This is a genomic window from uncultured Caballeronia sp., assembly GCF_964243625.1.
In the GTDB taxonomy this organism is placed as follows: domain Bacteria; phylum Pseudomonadota; class Gammaproteobacteria; order Burkholderiales; family Burkholderiaceae; genus Caballeronia.
In genome coordinates, this window is record NZ_CAXTGZ010000117.1 from 1 (window position 1) to 14103 (window position 14103).

14 protein-coding genes are annotated in these 14103 nt (G+C 60.5%); 4 read left to right on the top strand and 10 right to left on the bottom strand.

Annotated features, from left to right (window positions below; genetic code table 11):
* A partial coding sequence (locus ACFFAR_RS10585; protein WP_375507861.1) for a TetR/AcrR family transcriptional regulator occupies positions 1–421 on the bottom strand: 421 nt, incomplete at its 3' end.
* Between the two features lie 193 nt (positions 422–614).
* Between ACFFAR_RS10585 and ACFFAR_RS10590 the strand changes: the two genes are divergently transcribed.
* Complete coding sequence (locus tag ACFFAR_RS10590) at positions 615–1898, top strand: MFS transporter (RefSeq protein ID WP_062168079.1); 1284 nt, start codon at positions 615–617, stop codon at positions 1896–1898.
* A 133-nt stretch (positions 1899–2031) separates the two neighbouring features.
* Positions 2032–2628, top strand: coding sequence for a nitroreductase family protein (locus ACFFAR_RS10595; protein WP_062168077.1), 597 nt, complete (start codon positions 2032–2034; stop codon positions 2626–2628).
* 35 nt (positions 2629–2663) lie between these two features.
* On the opposite strand, the gene ACFFAR_RS10600 is transcribed toward ACFFAR_RS10595, so the two are convergent.
* On the bottom strand, positions 2664–4142 hold the full coding sequence (locus ACFFAR_RS10600; protein WP_375507857.1) for an MFS transporter: 1479 nt from the start codon (positions 4140–4142) through the stop codon (positions 2664–2666).
* A 197-nt stretch (positions 4143–4339) separates the two neighbouring features.
* Here ACFFAR_RS10600 and ACFFAR_RS10605 point away from each other — a divergent pair, with 197 nt between their 5' ends.
* Positions 4340–5590: an Hsp70 family protein gene (locus ACFFAR_RS10605; protein ID WP_075359949.1), complete on the top strand. Its 1251-nt coding sequence runs from the start codon at positions 4340–4342 to the stop codon at positions 5588–5590.
* 134 nt (positions 5591–5724) lie between these two features.
* On the opposite strand, the gene ACFFAR_RS10610 is transcribed toward ACFFAR_RS10605, so the two are convergent.
* Positions 5725–5928, bottom strand: a complete 204-nt coding sequence (locus tag ACFFAR_RS10610; RefSeq protein ID WP_060858913.1) for a cold-shock protein — start codon at positions 5926–5928, stop codon at positions 5725–5727.
* 457 nt (positions 5929–6385) lie between these two features.
* On the opposite strand from ACFFAR_RS10610, the gene ACFFAR_RS10615 reads away from it, so the two are divergent.
* On the top strand, positions 6386–7978 hold the full coding sequence (locus ACFFAR_RS10615) for an APC family permease (RefSeq protein ID WP_375507858.1): 1593 nt from the start codon (positions 6386–6388) through the stop codon (positions 7976–7978).
* Between the two features lie 91 nt (positions 7979–8069).
* On the opposite strand, the gene ACFFAR_RS10620 is transcribed toward ACFFAR_RS10615, so the two are convergent.
* The 7 genes from ACFFAR_RS10620 to ACFFAR_RS10650 form a co-directional block, all read right to left on the bottom strand.
* Complete coding sequence (locus ACFFAR_RS10620; RefSeq protein ID WP_375507859.1) at positions 8070–8855, bottom strand: DODA-type extradiol aromatic ring-opening family dioxygenase; 786 nt, start codon at positions 8853–8855, stop codon at positions 8070–8072.
* 97 nt (positions 8856–8952) lie between these two features.
* Positions 8953–9567 (bottom strand): UbiX family flavin prenyltransferase, encoded by a 615-nt coding sequence (locus tag ACFFAR_RS10625; protein ID WP_174364870.1) that lies wholly within the window; start codon positions 9565–9567, stop codon positions 8953–8955.
* 13 nt (positions 9568–9580) lie between these two features.
* Positions 9581–9892, bottom strand: a complete 312-nt coding sequence (gene grxD / locus ACFFAR_RS10630) for a Grx4 family monothiol glutaredoxin (RefSeq protein WP_075359953.1) — start codon at positions 9890–9892, stop codon at positions 9581–9583.
* A gap of 123 nt (positions 9893–10015) precedes the next feature.
* Positions 10016–10843: a peptide chain release factor N(5)-glutamine methyltransferase gene (gene prmC, locus ACFFAR_RS10635; RefSeq protein WP_062168067.1), complete on the bottom strand. Its 828-nt coding sequence runs from the start codon at positions 10841–10843 to the stop codon at positions 10016–10018.
* Positions 10840–11922, bottom strand: a complete 1083-nt coding sequence (prfA, locus tag ACFFAR_RS10640) for a peptide chain release factor 1 (RefSeq protein ID WP_174364871.1) — start codon at positions 11920–11922, stop codon at positions 10840–10842. Before prfA ends, prmC begins: the two co-directional genes overlap by 4 nt.
* 112 nt (positions 11923–12034) lie before the next feature.
* Positions 12035–13339: a glutamyl-tRNA reductase gene (gene hemA, locus ACFFAR_RS10645; RefSeq protein WP_062000394.1), complete on the bottom strand. Its 1305-nt coding sequence runs from the start codon at positions 13337–13339 to the stop codon at positions 12035–12037.
* Positions 13340–13391: 52 nt separating this feature from the next.
* Positions 13392–14103 (bottom strand): response regulator transcription factor (locus tag ACFFAR_RS10650; RefSeq protein WP_375507860.1); only part of this gene is annotated, 712 nt, incomplete at its 5' end.

The following is a 14103-nucleotide window of genomic DNA, read 5'->3' on the forward strand; positions in this document are numbered from 1 at the left end:
CGGATGCTTCTGACAGCGCCAGTAATCGTCCAATCAGATAAGCCTTGTTGCGCGCAACCGATACCCGCGCGGGATGTTCGCGATCCGCGAATTCGCACGCCACGTTCACGAACGGGCAGCCACGGTAATCCGGCCGCGACGCGCGTTCCACCAGATCCGTGATGCCTTGCACGAGACCCTTGGCGGCATCGCCGGGATGCTTTGCGAAGCTCGCCTCGACGCGCTCGCGGAACCGCTCGTCCATGCGCGTGAGATACGCCACGACCAGATCGTCCTTCGACGAAAACTGCCGGTAGACGCTCATCTTGTTCACGCCGGCGCGTTCCACAACGGCATCGACGCTGATTGCGCGAATGCCGTCGCGGTAAAAGAGCCGTTCTGCTGCGTCGAGCAGTTGCTCTTGCGCAGTTGCGCCGTCCATGTGCCGGCGGACGGGTTTTTTATCGGCGATAGTGTTTCGGGTCGATGCTCGTACCACGGTCATAACCTCTGAATCCGAAGGGATTCTTGACATGTTACCGATCAGTCACTAAGCTCGCAACCTCAATGTGACTGATCGGTAACTTCTATGCCGCCGGCCACGCAAAAAATACGATGAAAAACCGGAGCGAAGCATGAATTGGGCAGCACGGCGGCTTTCGGGCCGCATGCATTACGCGTGGATATCGGTGGGCGTGGTGTTCCTGGTGTTGCTGGCCGCCGCCGGCACACGCGCGACGCCGAGCGTCATGATGCTGCCGCTCGAGCAGCAATTCGGCTGGAGCCGCGCGACCATTTCGCTCGCGATATCCATCAACCTTGCCTTGTACGGGCTGACCGGACCATTCGCTGCTGCCGCCATGCAGCGCTTCGGCGTGCGGCCGACCGTGCTGGTCGCGCTTGCTACGTTGGCGACGGGCGTGGCGTTGTCGTCGCTGATGACAGCGCCCTGGCAGATGGTGCTCGTCTGGGGCGTCCTGGTGGGGGGCGCAACCGGAGTTGCCGCGATGACGCTGGCAGCGACGGTGGTCAATCGCTGGTTCACGACGCATCGCGGCCTCGCGATGGGCATTCTCACCGCCAGTTCGGCGACCGGCCAACTGGTGTTCCTGCCAGTGCTCGCGGCCATTGCCGAGCATTTTGGCTGGCGGCCAGTCGTGCTGGTGGTTGCCGCCGCTGCGGCGCTCACGTTGCCGCTGGTCGCGTGGCTGCTGCCGGAACGTCCGTCGGATCTCGTGTTGCGCCCGTTCGGCGAACCGGCCGACGCGCCGCCGCCCATTCCCGTCGCGCAGAAAAATCCGATTGCGCTCGCGTTCGGCACGCTCGGCATGGCGAGCAAGACGCGCGATTTCTGGCTCCTGGCCGGCAGTTTTTTCATCTGCGGGGCGAGTACGAACGGGTATATCGGTACGCATCTGATTGCGATGTGCGCCGATCACGGCATGAGCGAAGTGCAGGGCGCGGGCCTTCTTGCGGCCATGGGCATCTTCGATCTTTTCGGCACGACGCTTTCCGGCTGGCTTTCGGACCGCTTCAATGCTCGCGTCCTGCTCTTCTGGTACTACGGCTTGCGCGGGTTGTCGCTGATGTTCTTGCCGCAGGCGTTCGGCATCGATTTCTACGGCTTGCCGATCTTCGCCGTGTTCTACGGACTCGATTGGGTCGCGACCGTCCCGCCCACGGTCAAGCTGGCCACGGATGTCTACGGCAAGGAATCAGCGCCGATCGTATTCGGCTGGGTCGTCGCGGCGCATCAGCTTGGCGCGGCATTTGCGGCGCTGGGCGGCGGCATGCTGCGCGCGAGCCTCGGCACCTACACGGTCGCGACCATGATTTCGGGCAGCCTGTGCATTGTCGCGGCCGTGATGGTGTTGCGCATCAACAAGGCGTCGCGGCGGATTCAGGCGGTGGCAACGTAAGGTTTGAGGTGGACTCGGGGATTCCGGGCGGCAGCACGGCGTCGCGGGCTTGGTTATCCTATGGCGGTTGCGGCGCGCGTTTCCAGCGTGCCGCTCGTGTTGTTGTGATAACCCACTCGAACGAGGATCTCGCATGACTGAAAAAATCGCTCCTACCGAAGTCGCTATCGACCCGTTGCTCGCCGGCCGATGGAGCCCGCGGGCGATATCGAACAAGGCGGTAAGCCGCGAGCAGTTGCACAGTCTTCTGGAAGCCGCGCGCTGGGCGCCGTCTTCGTACAACATGCAGCCGTGGCGCTTCGTCGTCTTTGACCGGAGCCACGATCAAGCTGCGTTCGACAAGGCCTTCGCCACGCTCGTCCCGTTCAATCAGGGCTGGAACGCCAACGTGCCGGTACTGGTTTGCGTGCTGGCGAAGACGCTGACATCGAAGGGAGAAGTGAACCGCACGGCGCCTTATGACACGGGCGCGGCCGCGTTCTCGCTGGCGCTGCAGGCGCATTCACTCGGGCTTGTCGCGCACCAGATGAGCGGTTTCGACACCAATGCGTTCCGCGAAACCTTCTCGCCGCCGGACGACGTCGAAGTCATCGCGATGATTGCCGTGGGCCATCCGGGCGACCCGGCCACGCTCGACGACGCCCTGCGTGAACGTGAACTCGCGCCGCGTGCGCGCGTGGCGCTGAGTGAAATCGCATTCGACGGTGCCTGGGGCAAGGCGTTCAAATAAGCGCCGGTTCTACGTCCCTCGTTGCGAGGGACGCATCAATCTTCCGCCGACGATAACGGCCGCGCCACTTCCTCCAGCGACTTGCGCTCGGCCGACACCCCCCAGACCCCTGCAACGACCGCTGCCAGCATCATCAACGCAGAACCGATCAGATAGCCCGTGAAGACGGCGCCGCGCTGATGGGTATCGATGAGCCGCCCGAACAGCGCAGGCCCGGCAATCCCCCCCAGCGCCGTCCCAAACGCATAAAAAATGGCGATAGCCAACGCCCGAATCTCCAGCGGAAAAGTTTCGCTGACGGTGAGATATGCCGAGCTTGCCGCCGACGACGCGAAGAAGAAAATCACCATCCACGAGATCGTCTGCGTGGTGCTGGTCAGCATGCCCTGCTCGAACATGTACCCGCTGATGGTCAGCAGGATGCCTGACATGCCGTAGGTGAAGGCGATCATCTTGCGCCGGCCGAGGACGTCGAAGAGGCGGCCGAGAACGAGCGGCCCGAGAAAATTGCCCGCGGCGAACGGCAGCACGTACCAGCCGATGTGGTCGCCCGGCACGTGGTAGAACTCCGTCAGCACGAGCGCGTAGGTGAAAAATATCGCGTTGTAGAAAAAAGCTTGCGCCGTCATCAGCGTCAAGCCGACCAGTGACCTGCGCCGGTGAGAATGAAACAGCGACTGGAACACTTCGCTCAGCTTCGTGTGATCGCGTACGTGCAGGCGCAGCGGCTTGATGGGATCGGTCGAAAGCGTCGCGCCGTGCTCGCGGAACTTCGCCTCGATGCCTTCCACGATCTCCTTCGCCTCGTCCACGCGGTTGTGCGTGATCAGCCAGCGCGGACTTTCGGGCACCCACATGCGCATGAAGAGAATGGCCAGCCCGAGAATCGCACCGATAAGAAAACACGCCCGCCAGCCGTAATCGGGCGGCAGCAGGCCCGGATCGAGCAGCACGATGGAGCCGGCCGCGCCCAGCGCCGCGCCGACCCAGAACGTCCCGTTGATTGCCAGGTCCGTCCAGCCGCGCACGCGAGCGGGCGTGAATTCCTGGATCGTGGAGTTGATCGCCGTGTATTCGCCGCCGATACCCGCGCCGGTAAGAAACCGAAACAGCACGAAACTCGCGAGATCCCAGGAAAACGCGGTCGCAGCGGTCGCGGCCACGTACAGAAACAACGTGATGAAAAAGAGTTTCCGGCGCCCCAGCCGGTCGGTTAGCCAGCCGAAACCCAGCGCGCCGACCACCGCGCCGGCAATGTAGGCGCTGCCGCCAATGCCGACGTCGGCATTGGAAAATTTCAGTACATGGCTCGCCTTGAGCGCACTCGCCACCGCACCGGCCAGCGTGACTTCGAGCCCGTCGAGCAGCCACGTGATGCCGAGCGCCGCCACGATCAACGTGTGAAACCGCCCCCAAGGCAACCTGTCGAGCCGCCCGGGCAGATCCGTTTCGATGATCGTTGCGGACGCCTTGTCATCGTGGTCGACGTCGGAGACTGCGGTGGTGTCGTTCATGCATTTAGCCGGGTGCGTGGGAAAAATCCGGCCCGATGCATGCCGGTAGCGTACTAATTACCGGGTTTTCGAGCAAAAACCGTACCGTCGCAGATGTTTTTGATCGCCGGTTGAAGTGCAGCGCGTTACGTGCTAAAAACGCGCTCCACTTTTTGTTTGCGATGCTCGGCGGGGTTCACGCTGCCGTCGCTCACCCCATGACTTATTGCGCGATCGATTTCGGCACGTCGAACTCAGCGGTCGCTTTGCCTGACGGGGCATCGATCCGGCTTGCTCCGGTCGAAGGCAACGCCACCACGCTGCCGACCGCTGTGTTTTTCAACACTGACGAGGACGAGCAGGCCTACGGGCGCGCGGCGCTCGAGGCTTATATCGACGGTTTCGACGGCCGTTTGATGCGCTCCATGAAAAGTATCCTCGGCTCGCCGCTTGCCGAGACCAGCACGGATCTCGGCGACGGTTCCGCGATTCGCTACGTCGATGTCATCACGCTGTTCCTCCAGCACCTGAAGCAGAAGGCGCAAGCCGTGTCGAGCACGCCGATCACCCGCGCCGTGCTCGGCCGCCCGGTATTTTTCGTCGATGACGACCCGCGCGCCGATCAACTCGCCCAGAACCAGTTGCAGGCTGCGGCACAGGCCATTGGCCTCACGGACATCCACTTCCAGTACGAACCGATCGCGGCGGCTTTCGACTACGAGGCGAGTCTCACGAAAGAAGCGCTGGTCCTGGTCGCGGACATTGGCGGTGGTACGTCGGACTTCTCGCTAGTGCGAGTCGGGCCGGAGCGCGCTGAAAAGTTGTCGCGTAAAGACGACGTGCTCGCACATTACGGCGTGCACGTGGCTGGTACGGACTTCGACCGGCGCGTCGAACTTGCGACGATCCTGCGCGAACTCGGCTACCAGTCGATTGCGCCGGAAGGCCGCGAAGTGCCGAATCGCGTTTATTTCGATCTCGCCACGTGGCATCTGATCAATACGGTCTACGGGCCGAAACGCGTGGGCGAACTGCAATTGATGCGGCATCTCTACAGCGATCAGCGGCATCACGACCGGCTGATGCGCGTTGTCGACCGGCGCCTGGGCCATGCGCTGGCATCGCACGCGGAAGCCGCGAAGATCGATGTCGCCGCGGGCGGCGAGACCACCATCGGCATGGAGGAGGTCGAAGAGGCGCTGCGCATCGGCTTTACGGCGCAACAACTCGTCGATGCAGGGCTGGAAGAAACGCGCCGGATTGCGCAAGCTGCCGAGGAGACGGTGCGTCGCGCGGGCGTTGCTCCAGCCGATGTAAGCGCGGTCTACTTCACGGGCGGTTCCACCGGCCTCAGCTTTCTTTCGCAGTCGATATCGAGCGCATTTCCCGCAGCCGAGGCCGTTTTCGGCGATCGTCTCGCGAGCGTTGCAACCGGACTCGGAATCTATGCGCGGCGGCTATTCGGTTAATCGGTATTAATTGCTAAATTGTTGTCTGGATAAATTAAAGCCGCTTCTCGATGACTCCGCATAAACCCGTGAAGTAAAAAGAAAAAACCCCGCGAATGCGGGGTTTTCTTTTGCTGAATCAAACCGACTAAAACTTAAGCCGGTTTGATGTTTGCAGCTTGTTTGCCCTTCGGGCCAGTCTTCACTTCAAAGGTAACCTTCTGGTTTTCCTGAAGCGTCTTGAAGCCTTCCGTGCGAATTTCGGAGAAATGAGCGAACAGATCTTCGCCGCCGCCGTCCGGCGTGATGAAGCCAAAGCCCTTTGCGTCATTGAACCACTTGACGGTACCGGTTTCCATGTTACGTGTTCCTAAAGATGTTGAATAAGGCCGAGGCCCGAATGTGCATGAAAATCAAGGAAGGGGCAATGGGACCAACCGGAGTACCGTACTGGGCGAACTACGAAAGACCAATTCACTCGCCGCTTGAAATCCTGCAAGAGGGTTTATACGGCGAATCAAACCCGAGGTCAAATAATAACCGACCGGAATTTGGGGTTTTTTGAGACACGGTTCGCTTCTTGTGAGGCGTGATCGTCGGACATCGAAAGTTAATCTTACAAGTCTTTCGTTTCTCGATGTTTGCCGATGCAGACACAAATCATGTGTCATTAGGAAACCTCATACAACACATTGCTTCGACAGCCGTTAAACTACGCGCCACGCTGGTGTGAGGCAGGGGATTGAACCGAAAAGTACGTACAAGTTCATCAACCCGCACTTGTCGATTGGAAGTTTGCTGACTCAAGGAGATGGAGTGAAAAGTTCTATTCAACGGAACATCGGACCAGTTGCGTTGCTGCTGACGGGTCTGGGTTCCATCATCGGCTCTGGCTGGTTGTTTGGCGCCTGGAAGGCGGCCAAGATTGCGGGGCCCGCTGCCATCGTGGCATGGGTGATCGGCGCGCTCGTGATTCTCGCCATCGCGCTCACTTATGCGGAACTCGGCGCAATGTTCCCTGAGTCCGGCGGCATGGTGCGATATGCCCGCTATTCACATGGCGCGCTGGTTGGATTCGTCAGCGCATGGGCGAACTGGATCGCGATTGTTTCGGTGATTCCTATTGAAGCGGAGGCATCGATCCAATACATGAGCACATGGCCTTATGCGTGGGCGCATGCGCTATATGTCGATGAATCTCTAACGCCGATAGGGTTGGGGTTATCGGCAATGTTGGTCATCGTTTATTTCCTTTTGAATTATTGGGGCGTGAAATTATTTGCTCGCGCCAATTCGATGATTACCGTCTTCAAGTTCATTATCCCCGGCGCGACAATTTTGGGATTGATGCTTACCGGTTTTCATTCGGAAAACTTTGGTACGGCGTCGAGTTTCGCACCTTATGGATGGTCGGCGGTATTAACCGCAGTGGCGACCAGCGGTATCGTCTTCAGTTTCAACGGTTTCCAGAGTCCAGTTAATCTGGCCGGTGAAGCCCGTAATCCGTCCAAGAGCATTCCGTTTGCGGTGATTGGTTCGATCCTGCTTGCATTGGTTATTTATGTGCTGCTGCAGGTCGCCTATATCGGCGCGGTAAGTCCAGGCGATGTGCTGAAAGGGTGGAGCCATTTCAACTTCGCTTCGCCTTTTGCAGAACTGGCATTGGCGCTGAACCTCAACTGGCTTGCGTTCCTGCTTTATGTCGATGCATTCGTGAGTCCCAGCGGCACCGGCACCACGTATATGGCGACCACGTCGCGCATGATCTACGCAATGGAACGTAACAACACGTTGCCGAAGTTCCTGGGCAGCGTGCATCCGCTTTACGGCGTGCCGCGTCCGGCGATGTTCTTCAACTTGATCATCGCGTTCATCTTCATGTTCTTCTTCCGCGGGTGGAGCTCGCTGGCGGCGGTGATTTCGGTTGCCACCGTGATCTCCTATCTGACTGGACCGGTCAGCCTGATGGCGTTGCGCCGGGCGGCGACGGATTTACATCGGCCATTGACGATTCCGGGCATGAGCATCATTGCGCCGTTCGCGTTCGTGTGCGCGTCTGAAGTGTTGTATTGGGCGAAATGGCCGCTGACCGGTGAAATCATCGTGTTGATGGTGGTTGCGCTGCCAGTTTATTTCTACTATCAAGCTAAAACTGGTTTCGATACTTGGGGAAATGACCTGAAAGCCTCGTGGTGGCTGGTGGCATATTTGCCGTCTATGGCGGTTTTATCGCTGATCGGCAGCAAGGAATTCGGCGGCCGTGGATTATTGCCGTATGGCTGGGATATGGCCCTTGTGGCAGTCCTCGCGCTCGCGTTTTATTATTGGGGCGTGCATACCGGGTACAGGACGCAATATCTCGAGGAGCGTGAAAGCCACGATGAAATCCTGGAAGGTATCGGTCATTGAATTGACGGCTTGAATACCTGACCATAAGAACCCGCCTGGACTTGCAGGCGGGTTTTTTTCATTCGCGGCAAATCGACGTGTTTTGCGTCAATCAAGCGTCGCCGAAAACGTAATTCGTCATGGCCAGCGTTTTTTGGAATGTGCCGAGCGACTGAATATCGAGTCCGAAATCGTCGCCCGCAGCGCCCAATGCGCCGAAAATCGGCAGCAGATGTTCATCGGTCGGATGCATCAGGACGGCATGAGGCGCCTGTTTCCGATAGTCCAGCAGCGCCGCAATATCCCGATCCGCCATCTTGTCTTCGAACCAGTTCGTAAATTCCGTCACACGCGGATCCCCGTCTTCCGGCCGCGCGCCGAAATCGGCCGTACGCAGGTTGTGCGTGATCTGGCCCGAGCCCACGATCATCACGCCATCGCCGCGCAATGCCCGCAGCGCACGGCCTATGCGGTAGTGGTGCGCCGGATCGAGATGCGGTTGTATCGATAGTTGCGCGACCGGAATGGCCGCATCCGGGTACATCAGCAACAGCGGAACCCACGCGCCGTGATCCAGGCCGTGTTCGGTGACCGCCGACGCAATGCCCGCTTGCGTCAAAAGCGTAGCGGCGTGCTCTCCGAGTTCAGGCGCGCCGGGCGCGCGGTAGCGGATCTCGTACAGCGCTCGCGGAAAGCCATAAAAGTCATGGATGGTTTCCGGTTGTTCCGCGATGCTCGCGACCGGCTGCGCCGTGCCCCAATGAGCGGAGAGCATGAGGATTGAACGCGGGCGCTCGAAACGCGTAGCGAACGAAGCGAACTCCGCCGATGGCATCGACGGGTCGATAGGCAGTGTCGGTGCGCCGTGGGAGATGAAGACGGTAGGAAGCCGGGACATGGCAGCGAGCCTCTATAAGAGTGGTTGCCATGAATATACGGCTACTCAGAGCGTTGATAAACGGTCGCTGAGGAGATGAATTGTGTCGTGCCTGTTGTTAATGCTCGGCGTTCTTCAGGCCGGGCCAAGCGGTCGCGATGGGACGCCCTAAAGCAAACATGTCGATGACGCGATCCACCGTCTGATCGACCATTTCATCGATAGAACCTGGCCGGTGATAAAACGCCGGCAGCGGCGGAAAAATCACGCCGCCCATTTCGGTGACGGACGTCATATTGCGCAGATGCGCGAGGTTGAACGGCGTCTCGCGCACCATCAAAACAAGGCGCCGGCGTTCTTTGAGCACGACATCAGCCGCGCGGGTGATGAGATTGTCCGATAACCCCAGCGCGATGCTCGCCAGCGTTTTCATGGAGCAGGGCGCGACGATCATGCCGTCCGTCGCAAACGATCCTGATGCAATGCTTGCGCCGACATCGCGCACGTTGTGCACGACGTCCGCGAGCGCGTGGACGGTGGATTTATCGAGTGTCAGTTCGTGCTGGATATTCAGCCAACCCGCATTCGATATCAACAGGTGCGTTTCCACGCCGCCGAGGCGGCGCAGCGTTTCAAGCAGTCGCACGCCGTAGATCGAACCCGTGGCGCCGGTGATCGCGACGATCAGCCGTCGCGGTACGGGGTCGGAGGGCGAAGTACGGTCGGCTACCAAGCTCGGGACAGACTCAGGCAGCGGCAAACAATTGCTGCAATTCGCCCGATTCGTACATTTCCATCATGATGTCCGACCCGCCGATGAACTCACCCTTCACATAAAGCTGGGGAATGGTCGGCCAGTTCGAGAATTCCTTGATGCCCTGGCGCACGCCTTCGTCTTCCAGGACGTTGACCGTCTTCAACTCGGTCACGCCGCAAGCCTTGAGGACCTGGATGGCGCGGCCGGAGAAACCGCACATCGGGAATTGCGCCGTGCCTTTCATGAACAGCACGACCGGTGCTGCATCGACGATTTGCTTGATGCGTTCTTGCGTATCCATGGTCTTTCCTGCGATGCGTTGTAATGCGGGTTGATTTGGGGGTCGAGCGGCGCGAGATTTACGCGCCAACGTGTCTGAAATGATAGCGGATTTCAATCGGCGCAGCTTGAGCGCGCCCGGAGCTCATGCCGCGAACACGCCGCCACTGGCGCGTTCGATTCCGGCGAGATCGTATTCGGAACGGACATCCGAGAAGCCGCGCGCCGTCAGCAGCGCCCGAACGTCCTCCGCCTGGTCGTAGCCGTGTTCCAGCCACAGAGAACCATTCGCGGCGAGAAAAAACGGCGCCGTCTGGATGATCGTGCGAATTGCGCTGAGTCCGTCGGCTTCGTCGGTGAGGGCGGCGCGCGGTTCGAAACGCAGGTCGCCTTCGGCCAGATGCGGATCGTTTTGCGCGATGTACGGCGGATTGCTCACGATCACTTCGAACCGCTGCGCCGGGTCCAACGCCTCCGTCCAGTTGCTTTGGACGACGGTCAGCGACCGGTCGATGCCGAGCAACTTCGATGCATTCGCGGCCGCAACCGCGAGCGCTTCCGCGGATCGATCGACGGCCCAGACTTTTGCGTCGTGGCGGGACGAGGCGATCGCGACAGCAATCGCACCGCTGCCCGTACCGAGATCGAGCACGCGTGGCTCGTGCATTCCCTCGATCTTCGCCAAAGCGATCTCGACCAGCAATTCGGTTTCGGGGCGGGGAATCAGCACATCGGGCGTCACGTCGAATGACAGCCCGAAAAACTCGCGCGTTCCAACAAGCTGCGCGATCGGTTCGCCATCCGTCCGTCGTCGAGCAAGCGCTTCAAAGCGGTCGACGCTTTCCTCGGGCAGTTCCTCGTCATCGCGCGTGATCAGTTCCGTGCGCCGCCAGCCGAGCACATGCTCGAGCAGGATCCGCGCTTCAAGCGCAGGCAACGGTGATGCCCGCAAGAGCCCGGCAACGGTTGTCATTCGGCATCGCCCAGCGCGGCCAGCAACTCGGCCTGATGTTCACTGACGAGCGCGGCCACGAGTTCACCGATATCGCCGTCCATGATTGCGTCGAGCTTGTAGAGCGTCAGGTTGATCCGATGATCCGTCATCCGCCCTTGCGGGAAGTTATACGTGCGAATGCGCTCCGACCGGTCTCCCGATCCGATCAAACTCTTGCGCGTCGCGGCTTCCTTCGCGTGCTGCTCGTGATATTGCTTGTCCATGATCCGCGCGGCGAGCACTTTCAGCGCACGGTCCTTGTTCTTGTGCTGCGAGCGGTCGTCCTGGCATTCCACGACGATGCCCGTCGGCAAGTGCGTCACGCGCACGGCCGAATCTGTCTTGTTGATGTGCTGACCGCCCGCGCCCGAAGCGCGGAAGGTATCGATGCGCAAGTCGGCCGGATTGATCACGACCTCGCCGATTTCATCGGCTTCCGGCATCACTGCGACCGTGCACGCCGACGTGTGAATGCGCCCTTGCGTCTCGGTCGCCGGAACCCGCTGCACGCGATGCCCGCCCGACTCGAACTTCAGCTTCGAATACACATTGAGCCCCGCGATCCGCACGATCACTTCCTTGTAACCGCCCAGATCCGACGCGCTTTCCGACATCATCTCGACCGTCCAGCGATTGCGCTCTGCGTATCGGAGATACATGCGCAGCAGGTCGCCGGCGAACAACGCGGATTCATCGCCGCCCGTGCCCGCGCGGATTTCGATGAAGATATTGCGGTCGTCGTTGGGATCTTTCGGCAGCAGCATGGCTTGCAGATCGCGTTCGATCGCCGCCATCCGCTCGCGCGCCTCGCCGATCTCCTCTTCTGCGAAGTCGCGCATGGACGGATCGGTGAGCAGTTCCTGGGCGGTGCGTTCGTCGTTCGCTGCCTGGCGCCACAACGCGTATTGCTCGACCACGGGCCCGATCTCCGCATTTTCCTTCGTGATCTTCCGATACTGATCCAAATCGGCGGTCACATCTTCGCGGCTCATCAGGTCATTGAGTTCGGCCAGCCGGGTAGTGAGCTGGTCGAGCTTGCTTTGCATGCTCGTTTTCATGGGGTGCTGGAGCGAGGCTCCGGAGAAGACTGCGATCAGGAAAGCGGCCTAAAAATACGGCGCTATTGAAGACGAGACGGCGGCTGTAACCGCTAAAGGCGGGCGAGGGGCGCTAATTCTCCGTGGGATCGTTCGATCCCACCGGATGGCCGTGTTTGTAGAGTCCGCCCATCAATTCGATGAGCTGGTCGCGGTTCTCATGGCTGGCACGGCTGAGCGCGTGCGTGGGACCATGGATCAGCTTGTTGGTAAGCGACTGCGACAGCGCTTCGAGCACGGCTGCCGGATCTTCGCCGCGCGCGAGCATCTTGCGAGCGCGTTCGACTTCGGCGCGGCGCAGGGCGTCGGCTTGCGTGTGCATGTGACGGATCACCGGCACGATGCTGCGTGCATCCAGCCATTGCATGAAACCTTGCACGCGTGTGTCGATGATCGACTCGGCCTGCGCCACCGCCGCCTGTCGCGACGCGCTGCCTTCGCGCACGATCGCGCCGAGATCGTCGACGGTATAGAGGAACACGTCCTGCAACTCGCCCACTTCTGGCTCGATGTCGCGTGGTACGGCGAGATCGACCATGAAAATCGGCCTGTGGCGGCGGGCTTTCACCGCCCGCTCGACCGCGCCCAGCCCGATGATGGGCAAGGTGGACGCCGTACACGACACGATGATGTCGAACTCATGCATGCGTGCCGGAAGCTCGGACAGCGGAATGGAGCGTCCGTTGAAACGATCCGCGAGTTTCTCGCCGCGTTCGGCGGTGCGGTTCGCCACCACGAGTTCACGCGGCTTTTGCGCGGCGAAATGGGTTGCGCACAACTCGATCATTTCGCCGGCGCCAATGAACAACACGCGCTGGCCGGAGATATTTTCGAAGATCCGCTGCGCGAGACGCACGGCGGCAGCCGCCATGGAAACCGATTGCGCGCCGATTTCGGTCGTCGTGCGGACTTCCTTGGCGACGGCAAACGTGCGCTGAAACAACTGATTGAGATACGTGCCAAGCGCGCCAGCTTCGGAGGCGGTGCGCACCGCATCCTTCATCTGCCCCACGATCTGCGTCTCGCCGAGCACCATGGAATCGAGCCCGGAGGCGACTCGAAACGCATGCCGAACGGCTTCGGACTGCGGCAGCGCGTACACGTGCGGCGCGAGTTCGGAGACTGGCAAGTTGTGATACTTCGAAAGCCAGTGGACGGCGGCGTCGCGTGCCGCTTTGTCGCTGGTCGCGCAATACAGCTCCGTGCGGTTGCACGTGGAGAGGATTGCGGCTTCCGGCGCCGCCTTGCCCATGGACCCGAGCCACAGGTCCTTCAGCGCGCCGAGGGCCGGCTTGATTTGTTCGAGCGGAAACGCCACGCGTTCGCGCAGGGCGACAGGCGCAGTGTGGTGGTTGATTCCGATCGCGAGGAGCTGCATGTTGTGGGCCTGAGCTGATGGCCTTTAAAAATGCCTAAGAATTAGCCCAATATTATAGCCTTTCACGAAACTCTTCAGTTCCTCCCGGCGGACCTCCGGCGAAACCCATGCCAGACAAGCCACCTGGCATTTCCGAGGCTTCGATCCGGTCCAGTTGGTAGCCATAGCCGTAAAGCGGCGTCAGCCGGTATCCGGTTTCCGGACGAAGATGCAATTTCGAGCGCAGGCGCGATGCATGGGTATCGAGTGTGCGCGACGCCATGTCGCTGCCCCGAGGCCACACTACTTCCATGATGTGGGCCCGTGACACGGCGCGCGACAGGTTGGTGAACAACAGCCGTGCGAAGCGGAACTCCTTCGGCGTGAGCAGAACCCGCTGGTCAGCAAAACTGACGCTCAATTCGGAAGAATTGAACCGGTAGTCGCCGAAATGCTCGGCTGCGGGCGTACGCACCATGCTGCGCCGGGCGAGCACTTCCACGCGGGCGGCGAGTTCGTCGAAGCGCACGGGTTTCGAGACGCAGTCGTCCGCGCCGGCCTTCAGGCACGCCACCACGTCGGACTCGTTCTGGCTCGATGCCATCAGCACGATGGGAAGCTGCGGCGCCAGATGCCGGACCCGTTCGATGATTTCCGCGCCGATCATGTCGCGCGTTTCATTGGCGGTGATCAGCAGGTCGAACGTGTCGTGCCGCATACGGTCGAGCAGCGCCGGCGGAGTCGGGAAGAAATGACAGAAATGGCCGTCCAGAACGAGAGTCCGG

Bases quoted from the DNA above. Each gene is read 5' to 3' on its own strand.
- ACFFAR_RS10590 (WP_062168079.1), top strand. From the start codon at position 615: ATGAATTGGGCAGCACGGCGGCTTTCGGGCCGCATGCATTACGCGTGG.
- ACFFAR_RS10595 (WP_062168077.1), top strand. From the start codon at position 2,032: ATGACTGAAAAAATCGCTCCTACCGAAGTCGCTATCGACCCGTTGCTC.
- ACFFAR_RS10600 (WP_375507857.1), bottom strand. From the start codon at position 4,142: ATGAACGACACCACCGCAGTCTCCGACGTCGACCACGATGACAAGGCG.
- ACFFAR_RS10605 (WP_075359949.1), top strand. From the start codon at position 4,340: ATGACTTATTGCGCGATCGATTTCGGCACGTCGAACTCAGCGGTCGCT.
- ACFFAR_RS10610 (WP_060858913.1), bottom strand. From the start codon at position 5,928: ATGGAAACCGGTACCGTCAAGTGGTTCAATGACGCAAAGGGCTTTGGC.
- ACFFAR_RS10620 (WP_375507859.1), bottom strand. From the start codon at position 8,855: ATGTCCCGGCTTCCTACCGTCTTCATCTCCCACGGCGCACCGACACTG.
- grxD (WP_075359953.1), bottom strand. From the start codon at position 9,892: ATGGATACGCAAGAACGCATCAAGCAAATCGTCGATGCAGCACCGGTC.
- prmC (WP_062168067.1), bottom strand. From the start codon at position 10,843: ATGACAACCGTTGCCGGGCTCTTGCGGGCATCACCGTTGCCTGCGCTT.
- prfA (WP_174364871.1), bottom strand. From the start codon at position 11,922: ATGAAAACGAGCATGCAAAGCAAGCTCGACCAGCTCACTACCCGGCTG.
- hemA (WP_062000394.1), bottom strand. From the start codon at position 13,339: ATGCAGCTCCTCGCGATCGGAATCAACCACCACACTGCGCCTGTCGCC.